Source organism: Kitasatospora sp. NPDC023385 (assembly GCF_055664045.1).
In genome coordinates this window covers 45,779-67,356 of the sequence record NZ_JBVOOL010000021.1, presented here as the reverse complement: position 1 = coordinate 67,356, position 21,578 = coordinate 45,779, and the positions used below count along the sequence as shown (strand labels likewise).

At 74.1% G+C, this 21,578-nt stretch carries 19 protein-coding genes and 1 pseudogene; 17 read left to right on the top strand and 3 right to left on the bottom strand.

Annotated elements, in window-relative coordinates; all coding sequences use genetic code 11:
* Window positions 1–10: 10 nt before the first annotated feature.
* The 9 genes and pseudogenes from AC0B61_RS27760 (at window position 11) to AC0B61_RS27720 (ending at window position 9,056) form a co-directional block, all read left to right on the top strand.
* Window positions 11–361, top strand: coding sequence for a (2Fe-2S)-binding protein (locus AC0B61_RS27760; protein WP_471743708.1), 351 nt, complete (start codon window positions 11–13; stop codon window positions 359–361).
* A 76-nt stretch (window positions 362–437) separates the two neighbouring features.
* Window positions 438–1,814, top strand: coding sequence for an FAD/NAD(P)-dependent oxidoreductase (locus AC0B61_RS27755; protein ID WP_471743813.1), 1,377 nt, complete (start codon window positions 438–440; stop codon window positions 1,812–1,814).
* A 172-nt stretch (window positions 1,815–1,986) separates the two neighbouring features.
* A complete protein-coding gene (locus AC0B61_RS27750) occupies window positions 1,987–2,850 on the top strand; it encodes a dihydrodipicolinate synthase family protein (protein WP_471743811.1) in 864 nt (287 codons plus the stop codon).
* A gap of 109 nt (window positions 2,851–2,959) precedes the next feature.
* Window positions 2,960–3,964: a proline racemase family protein gene (locus AC0B61_RS27745; RefSeq protein ID WP_471743706.1), complete on the top strand. Its 1,005-nt coding sequence runs from the start codon at window positions 2,960–2,962 to the stop codon at window positions 3,962–3,964.
* Between the two features lie 48 nt (window positions 3,965–4,012).
* Complete coding sequence (locus AC0B61_RS27740) at window positions 4,013–5,380, top strand: aldehyde dehydrogenase family protein (RefSeq protein ID WP_471743704.1); 1,368 nt, start codon at window positions 4,013–4,015, stop codon at window positions 5,378–5,380.
* Window positions 5,380–6,408 carry a proline racemase family protein gene (locus tag AC0B61_RS27735; RefSeq protein ID WP_471743702.1) on the top strand — a complete coding sequence of 343 codons (1,029 nt, stop codon included), beginning with the start codon at window positions 5,380–5,382 and terminating at the stop codon, window positions 6,406–6,408. Before AC0B61_RS27740 ends, AC0B61_RS27735 begins: the two co-directional genes overlap by 1 nt.
* Before the next feature lie 95 nt (window positions 6,409–6,503).
* Window positions 6,504–7,403 (top strand): ornithine cyclodeaminase family protein, encoded by a 900-nt coding sequence (locus AC0B61_RS27730; RefSeq protein WP_471743700.1) that lies wholly within the window; start codon window positions 6,504–6,506, stop codon window positions 7,401–7,403.
* A gap of 243 nt (window positions 7,404–7,646) precedes the next feature.
* Window positions 7,647–8,357, top strand: a complete 711-nt coding sequence (locus tag AC0B61_RS27725; RefSeq protein WP_471743698.1) for a GntR family transcriptional regulator — start codon at window positions 7,647–7,649, stop codon at window positions 8,355–8,357.
* A gap of 100 nt (window positions 8,358–8,457) precedes the next feature.
* Window positions 8,458–9,056 (top strand): annotated as a pseudogene (locus AC0B61_RS27720) (Uma2 family endonuclease).
* Between the two features lie 20 nt (window positions 9,057–9,076).
* On the opposite strand, the gene AC0B61_RS27715 reads toward AC0B61_RS27720, so the two are convergent.
* Entirely contained in the window at window positions 9,077–9,757 is a 681-nt protein-coding gene (locus AC0B61_RS27715) for an ABC transporter ATP-binding protein (protein WP_471743696.1), read from the bottom strand.
* On the bottom strand, window positions 9,754–10,830 hold the full coding sequence (locus tag AC0B61_RS27710) for an ABC transporter permease (protein WP_471743694.1): 1,077 nt from the start codon (window positions 10,828–10,830) through the stop codon (window positions 9,754–9,756). Before AC0B61_RS27710 ends, AC0B61_RS27715 begins: the two co-directional genes overlap by 4 nt.
* Window positions 10,831–10,995: 165 nt before the next feature.
* Here AC0B61_RS27710 and AC0B61_RS27705 point away from each other — a divergent pair, with 165 nt between their 5' ends.
* From AC0B61_RS27705 to AC0B61_RS27695, 3 genes are read left to right on the top strand one after another with little or no spacing between them, the layout of a single operon-like run.
* A complete protein-coding gene (locus AC0B61_RS27705; RefSeq protein ID WP_471743692.1) occupies window positions 10,996–12,252 on the top strand; it encodes a sensor histidine kinase in 1,257 nt (418 codons plus the stop codon).
* Window positions 12,249–12,881 (top strand): response regulator, encoded by a 633-nt coding sequence (locus AC0B61_RS27700; RefSeq protein ID WP_471743691.1) that lies wholly within the window; start codon window positions 12,249–12,251, stop codon window positions 12,879–12,881. Before AC0B61_RS27705 ends, AC0B61_RS27700 begins: the two co-directional genes overlap by 4 nt.
* A gap of 43 nt (window positions 12,882–12,924) precedes the next feature.
* Window positions 12,925–13,953: a nitronate monooxygenase gene (locus tag AC0B61_RS27695; RefSeq protein ID WP_471743689.1), complete on the top strand. Its 1,029-nt coding sequence runs from the start codon at window positions 12,925–12,927 to the stop codon at window positions 13,951–13,953.
* A 135-nt stretch (window positions 13,954–14,088) separates the two neighbouring features.
* Here the strand turns inward: AC0B61_RS27695 and AC0B61_RS27690 are convergent, their stop codons facing one another.
* Window positions 14,089–15,549, bottom strand: a complete 1,461-nt coding sequence (locus tag AC0B61_RS27690) for an aminopeptidase P family protein (RefSeq protein WP_471743687.1) — start codon at window positions 15,547–15,549, stop codon at window positions 14,089–14,091.
* Between the two features lie 177 nt (window positions 15,550–15,726).
* On the opposite strand from AC0B61_RS27690, the gene AC0B61_RS27685 reads away from it, so the two are divergent.
* Genes AC0B61_RS27685 through AC0B61_RS27665 form a run of 5 tightly spaced genes read left to right on the top strand, consistent with a single transcriptional unit; the run spans window position 15,727 to window position 21,517 of the window.
* Window positions 15,727–17,478: an ABC transporter substrate-binding protein gene (locus AC0B61_RS27685; protein ID WP_471743685.1), complete on the top strand. Its 1,752-nt coding sequence runs from the start codon at window positions 15,727–15,729 to the stop codon at window positions 17,476–17,478.
* A 13-nt stretch (window positions 17,479–17,491) separates the two neighbouring features.
* On the top strand, window positions 17,492–18,454 hold the full coding sequence (locus AC0B61_RS27680) for an ABC transporter permease (protein ID WP_471743683.1): 963 nt from the start codon (window positions 17,492–17,494) through the stop codon (window positions 18,452–18,454).
* Window positions 18,451–19,437: an ABC transporter permease gene (locus AC0B61_RS27675; protein WP_471743681.1), complete on the top strand. Its 987-nt coding sequence runs from the start codon at window positions 18,451–18,453 to the stop codon at window positions 19,435–19,437. The genes AC0B61_RS27680 and AC0B61_RS27675 overlap by 4 nt, the downstream gene beginning before the upstream one ends.
* Window positions 19,437–20,435, top strand: a complete 999-nt coding sequence (locus AC0B61_RS27670; RefSeq protein ID WP_471743679.1) for an ABC transporter ATP-binding protein — start codon at window positions 19,437–19,439, stop codon at window positions 20,433–20,435. Before AC0B61_RS27675 ends, AC0B61_RS27670 begins: the two co-directional genes overlap by 1 nt.
* A complete protein-coding gene (locus AC0B61_RS27665; protein ID WP_471743677.1) occupies window positions 20,435–21,517 on the top strand; it encodes an ABC transporter ATP-binding protein in 1,083 nt (360 codons plus the stop codon). The genes AC0B61_RS27670 and AC0B61_RS27665 overlap by 1 nt, the downstream gene beginning before the upstream one ends.
* Window positions 21,518–21,578 lie beyond the last annotated feature (61 nt).

The following is a 21,578-nucleotide window of genomic DNA, read 5'->3' as shown; positions in this document are numbered from 1 at the left end:
GCGGGCCCGCATGAGATCCCGTCCTGGATTGGAGAAGCCGTCGATGCGCCGCCGCACCCCCGCCGAGCTGGTCGAGGCCGAGCCCGGGCCAGCCCACCACATCGACTTCGACGGGCGGCCCGTCCCCGCGCTGCCCGGGCAGTCGATCGCCGCCGCGCTGTGGGCCGACGGCGTGCTCGCCTGGCGCACCACCCGGGTCGGCGGGAAGCCGCGCGGGGCGTTCTGCGGGATCGGCGCCTGCTTCGACTGCCTGGCCACCGTCAACGGGCGCCCCAACCAGCGCACCTGCCTGCTCCCCGCCGAGCCCGGCACCACCGTCACCACCCAGGAGGGCCACGGCCGTGCCGACCTCGCCGTCTGAGCCGTACGAGGCTCACCAGCCACACGAGGCCCACGAGGCCCGGGGAGCCCAGGGGGCCCGGCAGGCTTTCGAGTCGCTGCCGTACGACCTCGCCGTGGTCGGGGCCGGCCCGGCCGGGCTCGCCGCCGCCGTCGCCGCCGCCGACCTCGGGTTGCGCTGCGTCCTGCTGGACGGCGGGCAGAGCACCGGCGGGCAGTACTACCGCCACCCGGCGGCCGGGCTCGGTGCCGCCCGCCCGGACCGGCTGCACCACCGCTGGTCCGCCTACACGGGCCTGGCCGACCGGCTCGCCGCCCATGAGCGGGCCGGGCGGGCCGCCTTCCGCGGCGGACACCAGGTCTGGGCGCTGGAGCGCCTTGAAGAGGGCTTCGCGGTGCACGTCACGCGCGGGCCGGAGAACACCGACCGGGCCACCGTCCGGACCCGGACGGTGCTGCTTGCCACTGGCGCGTACGAGCGGCAGCTGCCGTTCCCGGGCTGGACCCTGCCCGGGGTGGTCACCGCGGGCGGCGCCCAGGCGATGCTCAAGGCCGGGCTGGTGCTGCCCGGGCGGCGGATCGTGGTCGCCGGGAGCGGGCCGCTGCTGCTCGCGGCGGCGTCCTCGCTGGTCACCGCCGGTGCCGAGGTGCCCGCAGTGGTCGAGGCCACCGCCTACCTCGGGTACGCGCGGCGTCCGGGCGTGCTGGCTGGAGTCCCCGGCAAGCTGGTCGAAGGCGCCGGGCACGGTGGCGCGCTGCTGCGGCACGGGGTCCGGCTGCGCCCGCGCAGCGCCGTGGTCGAGGCGCACGGGACGGACCGGGTCACCGGCGTCACCGTGGCCCGGCTGGACGCCGACTGGCGGCCGGTGCCCGGCACCGGGCGCCGGATCGACTGCGACGCGGTCGCGGTCGGCCACGGCTTGCTGCCGCAGATCGACCTGGCCGTCGAACTGGGCGCGCGGACCCGCAGCGGACCGGACGGCGCCGTCGCACTGGAGGTCGACGCCCGGCTGCGCACCAGCGTGCCCGGCCTCTGGTCGGCGGGGGAGACCAACGGCGTCGGCGGCGCCGACCTCGCCATCGCCGAGGGTGAACTGGCCGCGCACGCGGTGGCCGGAGCACTGCCGTCGGCCGCGCTGCTGCGCCGCCGGACGCGGCTGCGGGCCTTCGCCGAGCTAATGGCCGCCGCGCACCGACCGGGGCCCGGCTGGACCGGGTGGCTGCGCCCGGACACCGACGTCTGCCGGTGCGAGGAGGTGTCTGTCGCCGCCGTCCGGGAGGCCGTGGACGAGCTGGGCGCGGGGGATCCGCGCACCGTCAAGCTGCTCACCCGGGCCGGGATGGGCTGGTGCCAGGGGCGGATGTGCGGTCCGGCCGTGGCCTGCCTGGCCGGCCCGGGTGAGCCGGGGCCGGACCGGCGGCCGCTGGGCTGCCCGGTGCCGCTCTCGCAACTGGCGGCGGGGCCCTCCGACTAGCGGGGCCGACCGACGGGCGGGGCCGGCCGTCGGTCGGCGGCGGTCCTTCCGTCGAACGGCCGGGTCGGAGACCTTGTCTCCGGCCTGCACTCTCTTATAAAATGTCACACCTCACCAAGGAGTTCACGTGTCCATCACCCCGCACGACACCACCCGTCCCTGGCGCGGGATCATGGTCGCCACCACGATCCCGCTGCGCCCGGACCACTCCGTCGACTACGACGCCTACGCCGAGCACGTCCGCTGGCTGATCGACTCCGGCTGCGATGGCGTCGTCCCCAACGGCTCGCTGGGCGAGTACCAGACGCTCACCGCCGAGGAGCGCGCCCGGGTCGTCGAGGTGGCGGTCGAGGCGGCCGGCGACGGCTCCCGGGTCATGCCCGGGGTGGCCGCGTACGGCAGCGCCGAATCCCGCCGCTGGGCCGAGCAGGCCGCCGAGGCCGGCGCCGGCTCCGTCCTGCTGCTGCCGCCGAACGCCTACCGGGCCGACCACGCCTCGGTGCGCGCGCACTACGCCGAGGTGGCTGCGGCGGGCCTGCCGGTCGTCGCGTACAACAACCCGATCGACACCAAGGTGGACCTCGTCCCCGGGCTGCTCGCCCAGCTGTACGCCGACGGTTCGATCGTCGCGGTCAAGGAGTTCAGCGGCGACGTCCGACGGGCGTACGAGATCGCCGAGCTGGCCCCAGGGCTGGACCTGCTGATCGGCGCCGACGACGTGCTGCTGGAGCTGGCGCTGGCGGGTGCGGTCGGCTGGATCGCCGGCTACCCGAACGCCCTGCCGGCGGCCTCGGTGGCGCTCTACGACGCGGCCGTCAAGCACGACCTGGAGACCGCGCTGCCGCTGTACAAGTCGCTGCACTCGCTGCTGCGCTGGGACTCCAAGACCGAGTTCGTCCAGGCCATCAAGCTCTCCATGGACATCGCCGGGCGCTCCGGCGGGCCGGTCCGGGCGCCGCGCGGGCCGCTCACCCCGGACGTCGAGGCGGCCGTGCGCGCGGCCACCGAGAAGGCGCTGGCCGACGGCCTCGTCTGATCCCCCGGTGACCCGGCCCGGGACCGAGTCGTCGGACCTTCCGGCCGGCTGCGGCGGCAGCCGGCCAGGCCCACCCCAACCATCCGAATCTGTACGGGAGTTGTGACCCATGCGCAGCCGTCACGTGTTCCACGCCGTCGACTCGCACACCGAGGGCATGCCGACCCGGGTGATCACCGGCGGCTTCGGCGTCATCCCCGGCGCCACCATGGCCGAGCGCCGGGTGCACTTCCAGCAGCACCTGGACCACTTCCGCACCCTGCTGATGTACGAGCCGCGCGGCCACGCGGCGATGAGCGGCGCCGTCCTGCAGCCGCCCACCCGGCCGGACGCCGACTTCGGGGTCCTCTACATCGAGGTCTCCGGGCTGCTGCCGATGTGCGGACACGGCACCATCGGGGTCGCCACCGTGCTGGTCGAGACCGGGATGGTCCCGGTGGTCGAACCGGTCACCACCGTACGGCTGGACACCCCGGCCGGGCTCGTCGTCGCCGAGGTGCGGGTCGAGGACGGCGCCGCCAAGGCGGTGACCATCCGCAACGTGCCGTCCTACTCCGCCGCCCTGGACCGCAAGATCGAGGTGCCCGGCTACGGCACGGTGCGCTACGACCTCGCGTACGGCGGCAACTTCTACGCCATCCTGCCGCTCGCCGAGTTCGGGCTGCCCTTCGAACGCGAGCGCAAGCAGGAGATCCTGGAGGCCGGCCTCGCGCTGATGGGCGCGATCAACGCGGGCCCCGACCGGCCGGTGCACCCGGAGGACCCGTCCATCCACAGCTGCCACCACGTGCAGCTGCTCGCGCCCGGCTCCACCGCCGAGCACTCCCGGCACGCCATGGCCATCCACCCCGGCTGGTTCGACCGATCGCCCTGCGGCACCGGCACCTCGGCGCGGATGGCCCAGCTGCACGCGCGCGGCGAGCTGCCGCTCGGGCGGGACTTCCGCAACGACTCCTTCATCGGGACGACCTTCACCGGGCGCCTGGTCGAGGAGACCGAGGTGGCCGGGCGGCCCGCGGTGGTGCCCACCGTCACCGGGCGGGCCTGGGTCACCGGCACCGCCCAGTACTTCCTCGACCCGAGCGACCCGTTCCCGGCGGGATTCCTGCTGTAGACCGGGTCCTGCCGTACGCCGGGCCTGCTTTGAACCTCCCCTGAAGGGATGCCAGTTGTGACCATCACCTCGTACAACCCCGCCGATCCGCACGACCTCGTGGTCGCCGTCGAGGAGCCCGGCGCCGAGGCCGTGCGGGCCGCCGTCGGGCGGGCCCGGGCCGCGCAGCCCGGCTGGCTCGCGGCCGGGGCCGGCGCCCGCTCGGCGGCGCTCGGCCGGATCGCGGACGCGGTCGACGCGCACGCCGAGGAGCTGGCCGCGCTGATCGTGCGCGAGGTCGGCAAGCCGCTCGCCGAGGCGCGGGGCGAGGTCGCCCGGACGGCGGCGATCTGGCGCTACTACGCGCAGGCGCCGTACGCGCCGTCCGGAGCGGTGCACGACCCCGCCGCCGGGCCCGGGCTGCTGCTCACCCGGCGCCGCCCGTACGGGGTGGCCGGGCTGATCGCGCCCTGGAACTTCCCGCTGGCGATCCCGAGTTGGAAGGCCGCGCCGGCGCTGGCGGTCGGCAACACCGCGGTGCTCAAGCCGGCGCCCGAGGCGACGGCGTGCGCGCTGCGGCTGGCCGAGCTCGCGGGGCTGCCCGCCGACGTGTTCACCGTGCTGCCGGGCGGGGCGGAGGAGGGCGCGGCGCTGGTGGACACCGCGGACGTGGTCTCCTTCACCGGCTCGACCGGCGTCGGGCGGGCCGTGGTGCGCGCCGCGACCGAGCGCGGCGCGCCGGTCCAGGCCGAACTCGGCGGCCTGAACGCCGCGTTGGTGCTGCCCGATGCCGACATCGCGACGGCTGCCGCGCACATCGCGGCCGCCATCGCCGGGTACGCCGGGCAGAAGTGCACCGCCACCAGCCGGGTGATCGCGGTCGGCGCCGCGTACGAGCCGCTGCGCGAGGCCCTGGTCAAGGCCCTGGCGGCGGTGGACGACGCGGTGTGCGGGCCGCTGGTCGACTCCGCTGCCCGGGACCGGCTGACCGACGCCGTCGGCTCGGCCGTCCAAGCCGGGGCGAACGTGCTCACCGGCGGCGGGGTGCCCGAACGGGCCGGCTGGTACGTCGAACCGACCCTGCTCGCCGACGTGCCGGCCGAACACCCGCTGGCACGCGAGGAGTTCTTCGGCCCGATCGCCGTCCTGCACGCCGCGGCCGACCTGGACGAGGCGATCGCGCTCGCCAACGACACCCCGCACAGCCTCGCCACCTCGGTGCACACCCGCAGCCTGGACGTGGCGCTAGCCGCCGCCGACCGGCTGGACGCGGGCATGATCCGGGTCAACGCCCCGTCCAGCGGCGTCGACTTCCACCTGCCCTTCGGCGGTGCCAAGGGCGCGAGCCACGGCGACCGCGAACAGGGCCAGGCGGCCCTGGACTTCTACACCGCCAGCCGAACCGTCAGCGTGCTGCCGGGCGGGGGCGCGCTCTGATGTTCGTGCAGACGGTGGACTACCACACCGCCGGCGAGCCCTTCCGGATCGTGCTGGACGGCGCGCCCGCGATCCCCGGCGACACCGTCGCCGAGCGGCGCGCCATCGCCCTCGGCGCGGGCGGCAGCGCGACCGCGCCCCGGCCGAGCGCGCTGGACGACATCCGGCAGCTGCTCACCCGGGAGCCGCGCGGGCACGCCGGGATGTACGGCGGGTTCCTGGTGCCGCCGGACGACGACGAGGCGCACCTCGGCGTGCTGTTCTGGCACCGGGACGGCTACTCGACGGCCTGCGGGCACGGCACCATCGCGCTCGGCGCCTGGGCCGTGGACTCGGGCCTGGTGGCGGCCCCCACGGACGGGGTGGCGCGGGTGCGGATCGACGTGCCGTCCGGGCGGGTCACCGCGCTGGTGCACCGGGCCGGCGGGCGGACCACCGGGGTGACCTTCCGCAACGTGCCCAGCCGGGTGAGCGCCCTGAAGCTGCCGGTCGAGACGTCGCGCGGGACGGTGGAGGTCGCGGTGGCGCACTCCGGTGCCTGCTACGCCTCGGTGCCCGCCGCCTCGCTCGGGCTGGCCGTGGAACCGGCACAGCTGCCCGAACTCACCGCTGCCGGGCGGGAGATCAGGGCGGCACTGGCCAGAGCGGACGCCGTGGCGCACCCGGCCGACGCCCGGCTGTCCGGCGTGTACGGGGTGATCCTGTACGACGAACTCCCTTCGGAGAACGGCGGGTTGAGTCAGCGGAACGTCACCGTCTTCGCGGACGGGCAGATCGACCGCTCGCCCTGCGGTTCCGGCACCTCCGCCCGGCTCGCGGTGCTCGCCGCCGAGGGGCGGCTGGCGGCAGGGGAGCAGCTGTGGCACGCGTCGGTCATCGGCACGGTGTTCACCGGCCGGGTGCTCTCGGGCGGCGACCCGCTGGGGAAGGGCGTCGTCACCGAGGTGACCGGCACGGCCCACCGCACCGGCGAGCACGGCTTCGTCCTGGAGCCGGCCGACGAGCTGGGAACGGGGTTCCTGCTGTGAACGCGACCGGCCTGCCCGGCGGGGCCGTTTCGAGTCCGGCCGGCCCGCCCGGCGGTGCTCCCACGAACCCGACCGTTCCGCCCGGCGCGGCTGTCGTGCCGCTCCGGTACGCCGTGCCGGGCACCGGCGGGGTCGGGCCCGCCGAGGCGGTCGGGGCCATCGAGCGGGTGCTGCTGGACGGGTTCGACCCGGAGGCGGCACCCGCCCGGTCGGCCGTGTCGGTGCCCGCCGGCGAGCTGCTGATGATGCCGGCCGCCGCCGGGCCGTACGCGGGCGTGAAGATCGCCGGGGTCGCGCCCGCCAACCCCGAACGCGGGCTCCCCCGGATCACCGGCAGCTACCTGCTGCTCGACGGGCCCACCCTGCAGCCCCTCGCGCTGCTGGACGGTGCCGCGCTCACCGCGCTGCGCACCCCGGCCGTCACCGCGGTGGCGCTGCGGCGGCTGGCCGTGCCCGAGGCGGAGCACCTGGTGCTGTTCGGCTCCGGGCCGCAGGCGTACGGCCACCTGGACGCGCTGCTGGCCATCCGGCCGCTCACCCGGCTCACGGTCGTGGCGCGCCACGCCGGGCGGGCCGCGGAGCTGGCGGCGTACGGGCGGAAGGCCGGCCTGTCGGCCGCCGTCGGCGGGCCGGAGGCGGTCTCGGCGGCGGACCTGGTGGTCTGCTGCACGACCTCCTGCACCCCGCTGTTCGACGGCGCCCTGGTGCCCGCGCACGCGGCGGTCGCGGCGGTCGGTTCGCACGAGCCGGACGCGCGGGAAGTGGACGAGGTGCTGGTCAGGCGCGCCGAACTGTATGTGGAGGCGCGGTCGGTGGCGGCCCGGGAGGCCGGGGACCTGGTGCTGGCGGGCGTGGCCGGGCGGCAGGTGTGGAACCTGGCCGAGCTGGTGCGCGGCGACGCGCTGGTGCCGGCCGGGCGGCCCCGGTTCTTCAAGAGCGTCGGGATGGCCTGGGAGGACCTGGCGGTCGCGGCGGAGGTCCATCGGAGCCGGTGACGTCCGGCCGCGGTGGGGACCGCCGGGGGGCGGTTCCAGCCGCGGCGGACGTCGGTCGCCGCCGACGCAGGGCCGGCTGTCCGGGGTGGCGGCAGATCGTGTGCCGTCGGCCGTTGCCATGGCCGACGGCCGCTGCCACCATGGCTTTCGGCGGCTGACAGGTTGTTTGAATCACGGACTGTTGCGCACTCAACGTAACGTGACATTGTACGCTGGTGTTCTGCACCCACCCGGAGGAACACCATGGCCGACCTCAAACCCCGCACCCTGATCTCCGTCCAGGAGCGGCTTCGCGACCAGGTCGCCCACGCCCTCCGGGCCGCTCTGATCTCCGGCGAACTGCGCCCCGGCGTCGTGTACTCGGCACCCGCACTGGCCGCCGACTTCGGCGTCTCCGCCACGCCCGTCCGCGAGGCCATGCTGGACCTCGCCCGCGAGGGCCTGGTCGAGGCCGTCCGCAACAAGGGCTTCCGGGTCACCGAGCTCACCGAGCGCGACCTGGACGACTACACCGGGATCCGCGCCCTGATCGAGGTCCCGACCGTCGGCCGGGTCACCCGCACCGCCACCAAGGAGCAGCTGGAGCGGCTGCGCCCGCAGGCCGAGGCGATCGTCGCCGCCGCGCGCAAGCACGACCTGATCGGCTACCTGGAGGCGGACCGGCAGTTCCACCTCGACCTGCTCGGCCTGGCCGGCAACGCGCGGCTGGTCGACGTCGTCGGGGACCTGCGCAAGCGCTCGCGGCTGTACGGGCTCACCCGGCTCGACGAGAAGGGTGAGCTGGTGTCCTCGGCGGAGGAGCACCTGGAGCTGCTGGACCTGATGATCTCCGGCGACGCCGAGGCGGCGGAGGCCTGCATGACGCGCCACCTGAGCCACGTCCGCTCGCTGTGGGCCGGGCAGGAGGGCGCGGCGGAGCCGGAGCGGCCGGCGCTGCGGCTGCGGGCCCGGTAGGGGCTAAACCGCCCGTTCGGGTGAAGTTAGAGGATCGGGCGTCCGGGGGCGCCCGGAATCTACGATGATGCTCTCGACATCGGCAGCCAGGAGGAATTCCGTGTCCGCCGCCGCAGTGGAAGAACCCATGGAGCAGCAGTTGACGCTGCTCGAAGCCGCTGACCTGATCTCCACCCAGTTGGTCGGCTACCAGGTCGAGATCATCGGGGGGCAGATCACAGTGACGCCGCCACCTGACGGTCAGCACGGTGATGCGCTTACCACCATCAGCTTTCCGCTCCTGCTCGTCGCCGGCCTCCACGGCGAGACGTCCCGCGTGATCCAGGGGATGGTTGGCTGCCAGACGGCCCCTTCGACTTCGCAGTTCCGGACATGTCGGTGGTTGACGCCGACTACGCCGATCACAAGATCGAGCACAACTGCTACGACCCGTCGGTGTTTCGCCTCGTCCTCGAAGTCACCTCATCGAATCTCAGCGACGACCTCAAGCGGAAGCCGACGGCCTACGCCTCGGCAGGCGTGCCCGTCTACGTCATCGCGGATCGGACGAACCAGCGGGTCATGATGCTCACGGACCCGCACGACGGGGAGTACCGGGTGCACGCCGTCCACCACCCGGGGCAGTCGTTCGCCCTGCCGCAGACGGTCGGGGCGGCAGTGACGCTGCAGGTGGACGACGTCCTCGGACCGCTGAAGTAGCCCATACCGTCTGACGTGACTCAGACCGTCGCGGGAAGCGTCAGCCGGCCGTCGTGGACCTCGGCGATCTGGTCGACGGCCGTCAGGTGGGTACGGTCGTGGGTGACCAGGACCGTCGCGGTCGCCCGGCGGTGGGTGAGCTCGGTGATCAAGTCCAGGACGGCGGCGCCGCGTTCGTGGTCGAGGGCGCTGGTGGGCTCGTCGACCAGCAGCACCGTGGGGTCGTTCATCAGGGCGCGGGCGATGTTGACGCGCTGGCGCTGGCCGCCGGAGAGCTGGTGCGGGCGACGGGCGGCCTGGGCGCGGAGGCCGACGGCGTCCAGCAGGTCCAGGGCGCGGGGGAGGGCTTCGCGGGGGGAGCGGCCGTCGAGGTGGGCCATCACCTGGAGCTGTTCGGCGGCGGTGAGCGAGGGCAGCAGGTTGGCCTGCTGGAACACGATCCCGATCCTGCTGCGGCGCAGTGCGGTGAGGTCCGCCCGGCTGAGACCGGTGGTGTCGGTGCCGTCGACGACGACCCGGCCGGAATCCGGCGCGATGAGGGTGGCGGCCACCGCCAGCAGGCTGGACTTGCCGGAGCCGGAGGGGCCGACGACGGCCGTGACGGAGCCCTTGGGGACGGTCAGCGAGACGTCGTCCAGGGCGGTGAGCCGGCCGTCGCCGTCGGGGTAGGTGAGGGTGATGCGGTCGAGGTGGAGACTCATCGGGCGCTCCCCAGGGCGGTCAGCGGGTCGACGGAGGTGATCCGGCGGACGGACAGGGCCGCGCCGACCGCGCCGAGGGCGATCATGACGGCGGCGGGCAGCAGGACGGTCGGGGCGTCGAGGACGAACGGGACGGCGGAGCCCATCAGCGAGCCGGCCCCCACGGCGATCGCCGTGCCGACGGCCGTGCCGAGCACCAGCAGCAGGACGGCCTGGCCGAGCGCGTCGCGCAGCAGGTAGCGGGTGGAGGCGCCGAGGGCCTTGAGGACGGCGATGTCGCCGCCGCGCTGGATCGTCCAGACGGTGAAGAAGGCGCCGATCACCAGCGCCGAGATGGCGAACAGGAAGCCGCGCATCAGCTGGAGGGAGCCGTTCTCCGAGGTGTAGGAGCCGATCGCGGCGAGGGCGTCGTCACGGGTGCGGGTCATCGTGCCCTGGTGGGCGTCGGCGGCGGCGAGGTCGGCGCCCCTCGCCGTGGTGAGGGCGATGACGGTGGCGTGGCCGGCGCCGCCCGGGGCGAACCGCTGCCAGTCGGTGAGACTGGTCCAGACGACCGGGGTGTGGCTGTACGCGGCGTCGCCGTCGACGGCCTCGACCCGCAGCGGGTGCCCGGCCACGGTGAAGTCGGCGCCGGGGCCGAGGCCGCCCAGGTCCTCGGCGGCGGTCCTCGACAGCACCGCCTGGCCGGGGGCGATCCGGGCGCCCTGCGGGGCCAGCCCGGAGCCGTCCGGCACGCCGAAGGCGGAGAGCGCCGCGGTGCGCTTCCCGGCGGCGGCCTTGGTGGTGGTGATGCCGAGCGGCTGGGCGGAGGTGACACCCGGCTCGCGGGACCAGGCCTGCCACTGCTCTGGGGCGACCTGGGAATCGGTGAAGGACAGCTGCTGCCCGTCGGCCGGCCGGCCGAACACCAGGTGGTCCGCGGGCAGTCCGGTGATCGCGGAGACGTTCTGGCGGCCGAGGCCGGCGGTCAGACCGGACAGCAGGCCGACCAGGACGGTGATCAGGACGATGACGGCCCCCATCAGGGCGAACCGCCCCTTGGCGAACCTCAGGTCCCTCCAGGCGACGAACACGGTGGGCCTTCCTCTGCGCAGGTGATTTCCGACGTTCCCACCGTCCTGGACCGCAGGGGCCGCGGGCATCGCGCCGGGGATTGCATCCTGGGCATCAAAGGGCAGAAGCGGAGCTCAACCTTTTGATTGATGGCGTACGCCCGGTGCGGAACCTAGGCTGGACGGATGGCGACCGAACGATCCAGAACCACACCCGTCGCCCGCGTCCTCCAGGTCTGCCTGCACCTGCTCGTGGCGGGCCTGCTCGCGCTCGCCGTCGCCCGAGCCGTCTTCGCCGGCCACGGCGGCGATCCGGCCGCCGTCGCCGCCGCGGCCACCGCCATGGGTGCCGGCTACGCCGTCGGGCCGCGGCTGGCCGCCGTCCGCCGCTCGCGCCGGGCCGCCGCCCTCTGGCTCGCCCTGCTCGGCGTCACCTGGGCGGGCGTGCTGCTCGCCACCCAGGACGGGGTCTGGCTGGCGTTCCCCCTGTACTTCCTGGAACTGCACCTGCTCGGACGGCGCGGCGGGCCGGTCGCCGCCGGACTCACCGCCGCCGCGGCGATCGCCGCCTGGTCCTGGCACCAGCACAGCTTCAGCCTCGCCGCCTCGATCGGCCCCGCGCTCGGCGCGGCCGTCGCCACCGCCACCGTGCTCGGCTACCAGGCGCTGTACCGGGAGAGCGAGGAACGGAGCCGGCTGATCGACGAACTCACCGCCGCCCGCGCCGACCTCGCCGCCGCCCACCACACCGCCGGAGTGCTGGCCGAGCGCGAGCGCCTCGCCCGGGAGATCCACGACACCCTGGCCCAGAGCCTCAGCTCCATCCAACTGCTGCTCCGGGCAGCCCAGCGGGCCCTGCCCGAACGCACCGACGCCGCCGCCGGATACGTCGAGCAGGCCCGGCAGGCCGCCCAGGACAACCTGGACGAAGCCCGGCGCTTCGTCCGCGCGCTCACCCCGCCCGCACTCGACGAGGACTCGCTGCCGGTCGCGCTGGAGCGGCTGTGCGCGACGACGACGGCGCAGAGCGGCCTGCCGGTGAAACTGCACCTCTCCGGCGACCCGGTACGGCTGCCGGCCGCGCAGGAGACCGCACTGCTGCGGATCGCGCAGTCGGCGCTCGGCAACACCAGCCGGCACGCGAAGGCCTCGCGGGCCGAGGTGACACTCAGCTACATGGAGGGCGAGGTGGCGTTGGACGTGGTCGACGACGGGGTCGGGTTCGACCCGGCGGCGGTCGCGGGCCGCACCGGCGGGGACGGCGGCTTCGGGCTGCCCACCATGCGGGCCCGGGCCCGGGCGCTCGGCGGCGGCTTCACGGTCGAGTCGGCGCCGGGGGAGGGGACGGCGGTGGCCGTGCAGCTGCCGGTCGGGCCGGTGGTGCCGGTCGGGCCGGTCGGGCCGGTCATGCCGACCGTTCCGGGATCGGGGGAGACGCCGTGATCCGGCTGCTGATCGCGGACGACCACCCCGTGGTGCGTGCCGGACTGCGGGCGGTGCTGGAGAGCGAACCGGACTTCGCGATCGTCGCGGAGGCCGCCACCGCCGAACGGGCCGTCGAACTGGCCGCGGACACGGCCGTCGACGTCGTGCTTATGGACCTGCAGTTCGGGCCCGGATCGGCGATGAACGGCGCGCAGGCCACCGCCGCGATCACCGGCCGGGCGGGCGCGCCACGGGTCCTGGTCGTCACCACCTACGACACCGACGCCGACACCCTGCCCGCCCTGGAGGCCGGCGCCACCGGGTACCTCCTGAAGGACGCGCCGCCCGAGGAACTGGCCCAGGCCGTACGGGCGGCCGCGGCCGGGCGCTCGTCGCTCGCACCCAGCGTCGCGGACCGGCTGCTGGAGCGGATGCGGACGCCCGCGGCGGCGCTCAGCGCGCGGGAGACCGAGGTGCTGGGGCTGGTCGCGGACGGGCTGAACAACCGGCAGGTCAGCCAGCGGCTGCACCTCAGCCAGGCCACCGTGAAGTCCCATCTGGTGCACATCTACACCAAGTTGGGGGTGGACTCGCGGACGGCGGCGGTGCGGGAGGCGCGGGGGCGGGGGCTGATCCGGCGAGCGTAGGGTGGGGAACGGTCCGTACCCGCAGCAGTGTGAGGAGCCCCCGATGGCCGCCCGTCCCGACCTCGACTCGCTCGCCGTACCCGTGCTCGCCGCGCCGATGGCGGGCGGGGCCTCGACGCCGGAGCTGGCCGCCGCGGTGAACCGGTCCGGCGGGCTGGGGTTCCTCGCGGCGGGGTACAGGAGCGCTCCGGCGATGGCCGAACAGATCGCACTGGTACGGAAGTTGACCGACCGGCCGTACGGGGTGAACCTGTTCGTGCCGGCCCCGCCCGGGGACCGGGCGGCCGTCGCCGCCTACCGGGAGCGGCTGCGGCCCGAGGCCGAGCGGTGGGGGGTGGCGCTGCCGGAGGACATCGGGCCGGACCGGGACGACTGGGAGGCCAAGCTCGCCGCCCTGCTCGCGGACCCGGTGCCGGTGGTCTCGTACACCTTCGGGCTGCCGACGGCCCAGGAGACGGCCGCGCTGCGGGCGGTCGGCACCCTGCAGGTCGGCACCGTCACCACGCCGGAGGAGGCGCGGGCGGCGGAGGCGCTCGGCATGGACGCGCTGTGCGTGCAGGGCCCCGAGGCGGGCGGGCACCGGGCCACCCACCGCGCGGCGGACGCGCCGGGCGAGGTGCCGCTGCTCGAACTGCTGCCTGCCGTACGGGAAGTAACGGCGCTGCCGCTGATCGCCGCAGGCGGGCTCGGCGACGGCCCGGCGATCGCGGCGGCGCTGCGGGCCGGGGCGGTCGCGGTGCAACTGGGGACGGCCCTGCTGCGCTCCGACGAGTCCGGCGCCTCGGCCGTGCACCGGGCGGCGCTCACCGAACTCCCGGAGACGACCGTCACCCGCGCCTTCACCGGCCGCCCCGCCCGCGGCCTGCGCAACGCCTTCATCGACCGCCACGGCCCGTACGCCCCGCCCGCCTACCCCGAGGTCCACCACCTCACCGCCCCGCTGCGCGCCGCCGCCACCCGCCGCGGGGACACGGACGCCATGCACCTGTGGGCCGGCACCGCCCACCGCCTGGCCCGCCCGGGCCCGGCGGAGGAGATCGTCGCGGAGCTGTGGCGGAGCGCGCGGGGGTAGCGCGCCGGGCGCGCGCCGGCTGTGGTGTGTTGTCGCCCGCAGGAGCGGATCGGACGGGAAAGCGCGCGGTAGGAGGTGGCCGTCCGGCACGGGGAGCGGACGATCAAGGTGGCTTGACCGGCGGCTCCCCCCGTCTCAGCCGAGCAGGCCGGCCATCCACGACTCGACGTCCCTGGCCGTCCTCGGCAGGGCGCCGGACATCAGGTGGGCGCCGTCGGCGGTGATGACCAGGTCGTCCTCGATGCGGATGCCGAGGCCGCGGAGTTCGACCGGGAGGGTTTCGTCGTCGGGCTGGAGGTAGAGGCCGGGTTCGACGGTGAGGACCATGCCCTCCTCCAGGACGCCGTCGAGGTAGCGGTCGGCGCGGGACTTGGCGCAGTCGTGGTAGTCGAGGCCGAGCATGTGGCCGCTGCCGCAGAGGGTGTAGCGGCGGTAGAGGCCGTTGTCGTCGGCGAGGGCCTGTTCGGCGGGGATGCGCAGGACGCCCCAGTCGGCGAGGCCTTCGGCGATGACCCGCATGGCGGCGCGGTGGAAGTCGCGGAAGCGGGCGCCGGGGCGCAGGGCGGCGATGCCGGCGCTCTGGGCGGCGAGGACGAGGTCGTAGGCCTGGCGTTGGACGGGCGTGAAGGTGCCGCCGAGCGGGAGGGTGCGGGTGATGTCGGCGGCGTAGAGGGTGTCGGTCTCGACGCCGGCGTCCAGTAGGAGCAGGGAGTTCGGGTCGAGGGCGCCGTCGTTGCGGATCCAGTGCAGGACGCAGGCGTGGGCGCCGGAGGCGGCGATGGTGGTGTAGGCGGTGCCGTTGCCCTCGGCGCGGGCGCGCAGGTCGAAGACGCCTTCGATCCAGCGTTCGCCGCGGTGGTGGCGCAGCGCGGTGGGCAGGGCGCGGACGACGTCCTCGAAGCCGGTGACGGTGTGGTCGACGGCGAGTTGCAGTTGCTCGACCTCCCAGGTGTCCTTGACCAGGCGCAACTCGGCGAGTACGGCCGCGAGTTCACCGTCGGCTGAAGCGCGAGCGGGGGAGCCGGGGCGGCCGGTGGCGTCGTCGACGCGTGCGTCGGTGCCGGCCAGGACCCGGGTGGGCGGTTGCGGTCCGCAGAGCAGTGCGTCCAGGTCGTCGAGGTGTTCGGTGCGCACTCCGGTGAGCCGGCCGGCTTCGGCGAGGTCGGGTCGGGGGCCGACCCAGAATTCGCCGTAGCGCCGGTCGCGGTAGAACTCGCCGCCGTCGCGCGGGGAGCGGGGGCGTAGGTAGAGGACCGGTTCGTGGCCTCGGGGGCCGGCGGGTTCGAGGACGAGGACGTGGTCGGCCTGGTCCTCGCCGGTGAGGCCGGTGAGCCAGACGTACGCGCTGTGCGGGCGGAAGCGGTGGTCGAGGTCGTTGCAGCGGACCTTGAGCCGGCCGGCCGGGACGATCAGCCGTTCGCCGGGGAAGGCGGCGGAGAGGCGGGCGCGGCGGCCGGGGAAGCGGTCGTGGCCGGGGACGCGCCGGTCGGCGGGGAGCGGGGTGGCGGTCCAGCGGGTGCCCATGAAGGCGGCGAGGGCGGGGGTGACGGGAAGGTCGTGGCTTCCGGTGTTGAGGCCGGTCTGGGGGTGGGTCACCGGTGAACTCCTTGACGGGGCTGGGGAGGTGTCTGGCGCTCAGGAGGTGCGGGTGCGGGCACGGACACAGCTCGGTAACGGGGGGCATCACCTCTTGTGCAGTGCAATTTCACATTACTATGTTACGGGTCACACAGCGGAGCGGCCGGATCAGGCCCCCCACAGCGGAGTTGCAACATGACCAGGCGCACCCACACCGCCCTCGCGGCAGCCCTCGCGGCGACCCTCACCCTCGGCCTCGGGGCCTGCAAGAACGACAAGAGCGACAGCGGCAGCGACGCCGGGCCCTCGAACAGCCAGGGCCCCGGCGCGGCGTCCGGCTCGGTCGTCGGCGGCACCCCGGCCAAGGGCGGCACGCTCACCGTCCTGACCAACCAGGACTTCGCCCACCTCGACCCGGCCCGCAACTGGGTGGTGCCGCACATGGACTTCGGGACCAGGCTGCTCTACCGCACGCTGACCACCTTCAAGTCCGAGCCGGGCGCCGCGGGCAGCGAGATCGTCCCGGACCTCGCCACCGACCTGGGCCGGTCCTCCGAGGGCGGCGCGGTTTGGACCTTCACCCTGAAGGACGGCCTCAAGTACGAGGACGGCAGCCCGATCAAGTCCGCCGACATCAAGTACAACGTCGAACGGTCCTTCTCCCCGGACCTCACCGGCGGCCCCGACTACGCGGCTCAGTACCTGGCCGGCGGCGAGAACTACAAGGGCCCGCTGGGCGGTGAGCACCTGGCGAGCATCGAGACGCCGGACGACAGGACCATCGTCTTCCACCTGAAGCGGCCGGTCGCCGAGTTCTCGGACACCGTCACCCTGCCGACCTTCTCCCCGGTGCCGCAGTCCCAGGAGAAGGGCACCCAGTACGACTCCCGGCCGTTCTCCTCCGGCCCGTACAAGATCGAGACCTACGACCGCGGCAAGCAGCTGGTGCTGGTCCGCAACACCGCCTGGGACCAGGGCACCGACACCGTCCGCAAGGCGTACCCGGACCGGATCGTGGTCACCCAGGGCATCAAGGGCGGCCAGGCCGACGACCGGATCATCGCCAGTGACGGCGCCGACGCCAACGCCATCAATATGCCGTGGATGCAGCACGAGACCGTCGCCAAGGTGCTGCCCAAGGCGGACGTCAAGTCCCGCATGGTGGCCGAGCAGACCGGCTGCACCGACATGCTGTACCTGAACACCGCCAAGGCCCCCTTCGACGACCCGAAGGTGCGCGAGGCGATGATGTGGGCGGTCGACCGGGAGGCGCAGGTGACCGCCTTCGGCGGCCCGGCGGTGACCGACGTGGCGACCTCCTTCCTGCCCCCGTCGCTGACCGGCGGCGTCAAGTCCGACCCGCTGAAGATCCCGGCGGCCGGTGACCCGGCGAAGGCCAAGGCGATGCTCAAGGACGCGGGCAGGACCGACCTCAAGGTCGGCCTCACCGTGTCGCTCGGCGACAAGACCCGCGCCGAGGCGATCCAGCAGTCGCTGGCCAAGGCCGGTGTCGAGGTCACCGTCAACACCACGGACCCGTCCGCCTTCGCCGACACCGTCGGCGACATCAGGAACGCCCCCGAGCTGACCATCAGCGGCTGGTGTCCCGACTACCCGTCCGCGGCGACCTTCCTGCCGTTCCTCTTCGACGGCCGCACCATCAAGGAGAAGGGCAACCAGGGCAACTACAGCCAGTTCAAGGACCAGGCCACGATGGACCGGATGGACCGGATCGCGGCCATGACGGACGTCAACGAGGCCAACAAGGCCTGGCAGCAGCTGGACCAGGAGCTGATGGCGAAGGCCCCGGCCGTCCCGCTGATGTGGCAGCGCCGCCCCCTGCTGGTCGGCACCAACGTGGCCGGCGCGTTCGGCAACTCCGGCTACGCCGGCATGATCGACCTCGCCGTGGTCGGCCTCAAGGACCCCGCCAAGGGCAAGGGCTGAGGGGCCGGCACCGATGAGTACCACCACTGAGCCCGCCGCCGTGGCCGCGGCCACGGAGGCGGGCGCCGCGAAGAGTTCCGGGCGGGGGCCGTGGCGGCTGGTCTGGGACCAGCTGTGGGCCAAGGGCTCGGCCCGGTTCGGGCTGATCACCGTCGGCGTGCTGATCCTGGCCGCCGCGCTGGCCACGCCCCTCGGCTCGCTCGGCGGCTGGTCCCCCGAGGAGTTCGACAAGCGCGCCATCGACCCGTACCTGGGCGGTCTGCCCCGGGGCGACTTCGGCGGCATCGGCGCCCGGCACTGGCTGGGCGTCGAGCCGATCACCGGGCGCGACCTGTTCGCCCGGGTGCTGCACGGCGGGCAGGTGTCCCTGCTGATCGCCTTCACCGCGACCGCCGTCGTCGTGACCGCCGGCACCCTGGCCGGCATCGCGGCGGGCTACTTCGGCGGCCGGACCGACGCCCTGCTGTCCCGGCTGATGGACCTCACGATGTCCTTCCCCTCGCTGATCTTCATGATCGCGATGATGTCGGTGGCCAAGGACATGAACCGGATCCTGCTGATCACCCTCGTGATCGGGCTGTTCACCTGGCCCGGCATCGCCCGCGTGGTCCGCGGCCAGACCCTCTCGCTCAAACACCGCGAGTACGTCGAGGCCGCCAAGGTCGGCGGCGCCCGGTCCTGGCGGATCCTCACCAGGGAGATCCTGCCGAACGTCTCCGGCCCGATCATCGCCTACACCACCCTGCTCATCCCCGGGATGATCGCCACCGAGGCCGCGCTCAGCTACCTCGGCGTCGGCGTCCGGCCGCCGACCCCGTCCTGGGGCCAGATGATCGCCGAGAGCATCGTGCACTACGAGACCGACCCGACCTACTTCCTGATCCCGACGGCCTTCCTGTTCCTCGCCGTGCTCGCCTTCACCCTGCTCGGCGACGCGCTGCGCGACATCCTCGACCCCCGGGGAGGCCGGTCGTGATCCTCTACCTCGGCCGCCGGCTGCTCGGCGTGGCCGGCATCCTGCTCGCCATCTGCGCCATCACCTTCACCATCTTCTACCTGCTGCCCAACGACCCCGCCGCGGCGGCCTGCGGCAAGACCTGCAGCCCCGAACGGCTCGCCGACGTCAAGGCGGCGATGGGCCTGGACCAGCCGGTCTGGGAGCAGTTCCTCTCCTACCTCGGCGGCATCTTCGCCGGCCGCGACTACGGCTCCGGCCCCAGCGCCGTGCACTGCGGCTTCCCCTGCCTCGGCTACTCCTACGAGTACGGGCTGCCGGTGTGGGACCTGCTGACCGACCGGCTGCCGGTCTCCGTCTCGCTGGCCCTCGGCGCGGCCGCGCTCTGGCTGCTCCTCGGCCTCGGCGCCGGCGTCACCTCGGCGCTGCGCAAGGGCCGGCCGGTCGACAAGGTGCTGATGGTGCTCTCGGTCGGCACCGCCTCGCTGCCGGTCTACTTCACCTCGATCATGCTGATCTGGGGTGTCGTCAGGACGGCCGGGCTGCTGCCCTACCCGGCCTACCACCAGTTCACCGAGAACCCCGTCGCGTGGGCCTCCAACCTGCTGCTGCCGTGGATCGCCCTGGCCCTGCTGTACGCGGCCATGTACGCCCGGCAGAGCCGCAACTCGATGATCGAGGCGATGGCCGAACCGTACATCCGCACCGCCCGGGCCAAGGGCCTGCCGCCGCTGACGGTCACCGTCAAGCACGGGCTGCGCTCCGGGATGACACCGATCCTGACCATCTTCGGCATGGACCTCGGCGGCCTGCTGGCCGGCGCCGTCATCACCGAGTCGATCTTCGGCCTGCCCGGCGTCGGCCGGCTGTTCTACGACGGCCTGGGCCGCTCCGACCAGCCCGTCATCCTCGGCGTCACCCTGCTCGCGGCCTTCTTCATCGTCGCGGCGAACCTGCTGGTCGACCTGCTCTACGCGTTCGTCGACCCGAGAGTGAGGTACTGATGGCCGCACTGCTGGAGGTCGAGGACCTCAGGGTCTCCTTCGACACGCTCCGGGGCACCGTCCGGGCCGTGGACGGCATCTCCTTCGCCGTCGAGTCCGGACGCACCCTCGGCCTGGTCGGCGAGTCCGGCAGCGGCAAGTCGGTGACCTCGCTCGCCGTCATGGGGCTGCACCGCGGCGCCGCCGTCACCGGCTCGATCCGGCTGCACGGGCAGGAGTTGAACGGGCTCGGCGAGAAGGCCCTGGGCGCCGTCCGGGGCCGCCGGATCGCGATGATCTTCCAGGACCCGCTGTCCAGCCTGCACCCCTTCTACACCGTCGGCGAGCAGATCGCCGAGCACTACCGGGTGCACTTCAAGGCGAACCGCAAGGCCGGCCGGGCCCGCGCGGTGGAGATGCTGGCCGAGGTCGGCATCCCCGAGCCGGCCCGCCGGGTCGACGAGTACCCGCACCAGTTCTCCGGCGGCATGCGCCAGCGCGTCATGATCGCCATGGCGCTCGCCTGCGAGCCCGACCTGCTGATCGCCGACGAGCCCACCACGGCGCTCGACGTCACCGTCCAGGCGCAGATCCTCGAGCTGATCGCCCGGATCCAGCAGGAACGCGGCCTCGGCGTCGTCATGATCACCCACGACCTCGGCGTGGTCGCCCGGGTCGCCCACGAGGTACTGGTCATGTACGGCGGCCGGTCGGCCGAACAAGCCCCGGTGGAACGGCTGTTCGCACAGCCCGCGCACCCGTACACCCGCGGCCTGCTGGACTCCCTGCCCCGCCTGGACGACACCGACGACGCCCCGCTGCGGGCCATCCCCGGCAGTCCGCCGTCACTGATCGCCCCCGCCCCCGGCTGCTCCTTCGCACCGCGCTGCGCCCGCACCACCGCCGCGTCCGCCGAGGAGCACGCCCGCTGCGTGGCCGAACGCCCCGCGCTCGGCCCGCTCGCCCCCGGCCACCAGGCCGCCTGCCACCTGCCGCTGGTGCCGGAAGGGGTGCTGTGATGCCCGAACGACCGCTGCCCGAGCCTGCGTTGACCGAACGCGTGCTGCCCGAGCCGGCGTTGACTGAACGCCCGCTGCCCGGAGCTCTGCCCTCCGGAGCCTCGCTGCCCGAGCCGCTGCTGTCCGTACGGGACCTGGTGAAGACCTTCCCCGGCCGACGCAGCCGCACCGGCCGGCCCGGCGCGCCGATCCGCGCCGTGGACGGGGTGAGCTTCGACGTCGGGGCGGGGGAGACCCTCGGCCTGGTCGGCGAGTCCGGCTGCGGCAAGTCCACCACCGGGCGGATGGTCGTCCGGCTGCTCGACCCGACCTCGGGCACCGTCACCTTCGACGGCACCGAGATCGGCGGGCTCTCCCAGGCCCGGCTGCGGCCCCACCGGCGGCACCTGCAGATGGTCTTCCAGGACCCGTACTCCTCGCTCAACCCCCGGCAGACGGTTTCCCGGATCATCTCCGAGCCACTGCTGGTCCAGGGCGAGAGCGCCGCGGCGGCGCGCAAGCGGGCCGCCGAGCTGATGGAACTGGTCGGGCTGATCCCCGAGCACCTGGACCGCTACCCGCACGAGTTCTCCGGCGGCCAGGCGCAGCGCATCGGCATCGCCCGCGCGCTGGCCACCTCGCCGAGACTGGTGGTCGCCGACGAGCCGGTCTCCGCGCTGGACGTGTCCATCCAGGCCCAGGTGGTCAACCTGATGGAACGGCTCCAGCAGGAGCTCGGCCTGGCGTACGTGTTCATCGCGCACGACCTCTCGGTGGTCAAACGGGTCTGCGACCGGGTCGCGGTGATGTACCTGGGCCGGATCGTCGAGATCGGCGACAAGGCCGAGGTGTACGGCAGCGCCGCGCACCCGTACACCAGGGCGCTGCTGTCCGCCGTGCCGCTGCCGGACCCGGCGGCGGAGCGGACCCGGGAGCGGATCGTGCTGCTCGGCGACCCGCCCAGCCCGGCCAACCCGCCGACCGGGTGCACCTTCCACCCGCGCTGCCCGAAGGCCCAGGACCTGTGCCGGACGGAGCAGCCGCTGCTGCGGATCGCCGGCCCGGGCACCCGGCAGGCGGCCTGCCACTTCCCGGAGGTCTGAGCCGGGCACCGAGACCCCCGGTCGGGCGCGGCGGGGAACCTTACGAGGGCCGCGTCCGACC

Bases quoted from the DNA above. Each gene is read 5' to 3' on its own strand.
- AC0B61_RS27760 (WP_471743708.1), top strand. From the start codon at position 11: ATGAGATCCCGTCCTGGATTGGAGAAGCCGTCGATGCGCCGCCGCACC.
- AC0B61_RS27750 (WP_471743811.1), top strand. From the start codon at position 1,987: ATGGTCGCCACCACGATCCCGCTGCGCCCGGACCACTCCGTCGACTAC.
- AC0B61_RS27745 (WP_471743706.1), top strand. From the start codon at position 2,960: ATGCGCAGCCGTCACGTGTTCCACGCCGTCGACTCGCACACCGAGGGC.
- AC0B61_RS27740 (WP_471743704.1), top strand. From the start codon at position 4,013: ATGCCAGTTGTGACCATCACCTCGTACAACCCCGCCGATCCGCACGAC.
- AC0B61_RS27735 (WP_471743702.1), top strand. From the start codon at position 5,380: ATGTTCGTGCAGACGGTGGACTACCACACCGCCGGCGAGCCCTTCCGG.
- AC0B61_RS27725 (WP_471743698.1), top strand. From the start codon at position 7,647: ATGGCCGACCTCAAACCCCGCACCCTGATCTCCGTCCAGGAGCGGCTT.
- AC0B61_RS27715 (WP_471743696.1), bottom strand. From the start codon at position 9,757: ATGAGTCTCCACCTCGACCGCATCACCCTCACCTACCCCGACGGCGAC.
- AC0B61_RS27705 (WP_471743692.1), top strand. From the start codon at position 10,996: ATGGCGACCGAACGATCCAGAACCACACCCGTCGCCCGCGTCCTCCAG.
- AC0B61_RS27695 (WP_471743689.1), top strand. From the start codon at position 12,925: ATGGCCGCCCGTCCCGACCTCGACTCGCTCGCCGTACCCGTGCTCGCC.
- AC0B61_RS27685 (WP_471743685.1), top strand. From the start codon at position 15,727: ATGACCAGGCGCACCCACACCGCCCTCGCGGCAGCCCTCGCGGCGACC.
- AC0B61_RS27680 (WP_471743683.1), top strand. From the start codon at position 17,492: ATGAGTACCACCACTGAGCCCGCCGCCGTGGCCGCGGCCACGGAGGCG.
- AC0B61_RS27670 (WP_471743679.1), top strand. From the start codon at position 19,437: ATGGCCGCACTGCTGGAGGTCGAGGACCTCAGGGTCTCCTTCGACACG.
- AC0B61_RS27665 (WP_471743677.1), top strand. From the start codon at position 20,435: ATGCCCGAACGACCGCTGCCCGAGCCTGCGTTGACCGAACGCGTGCTG.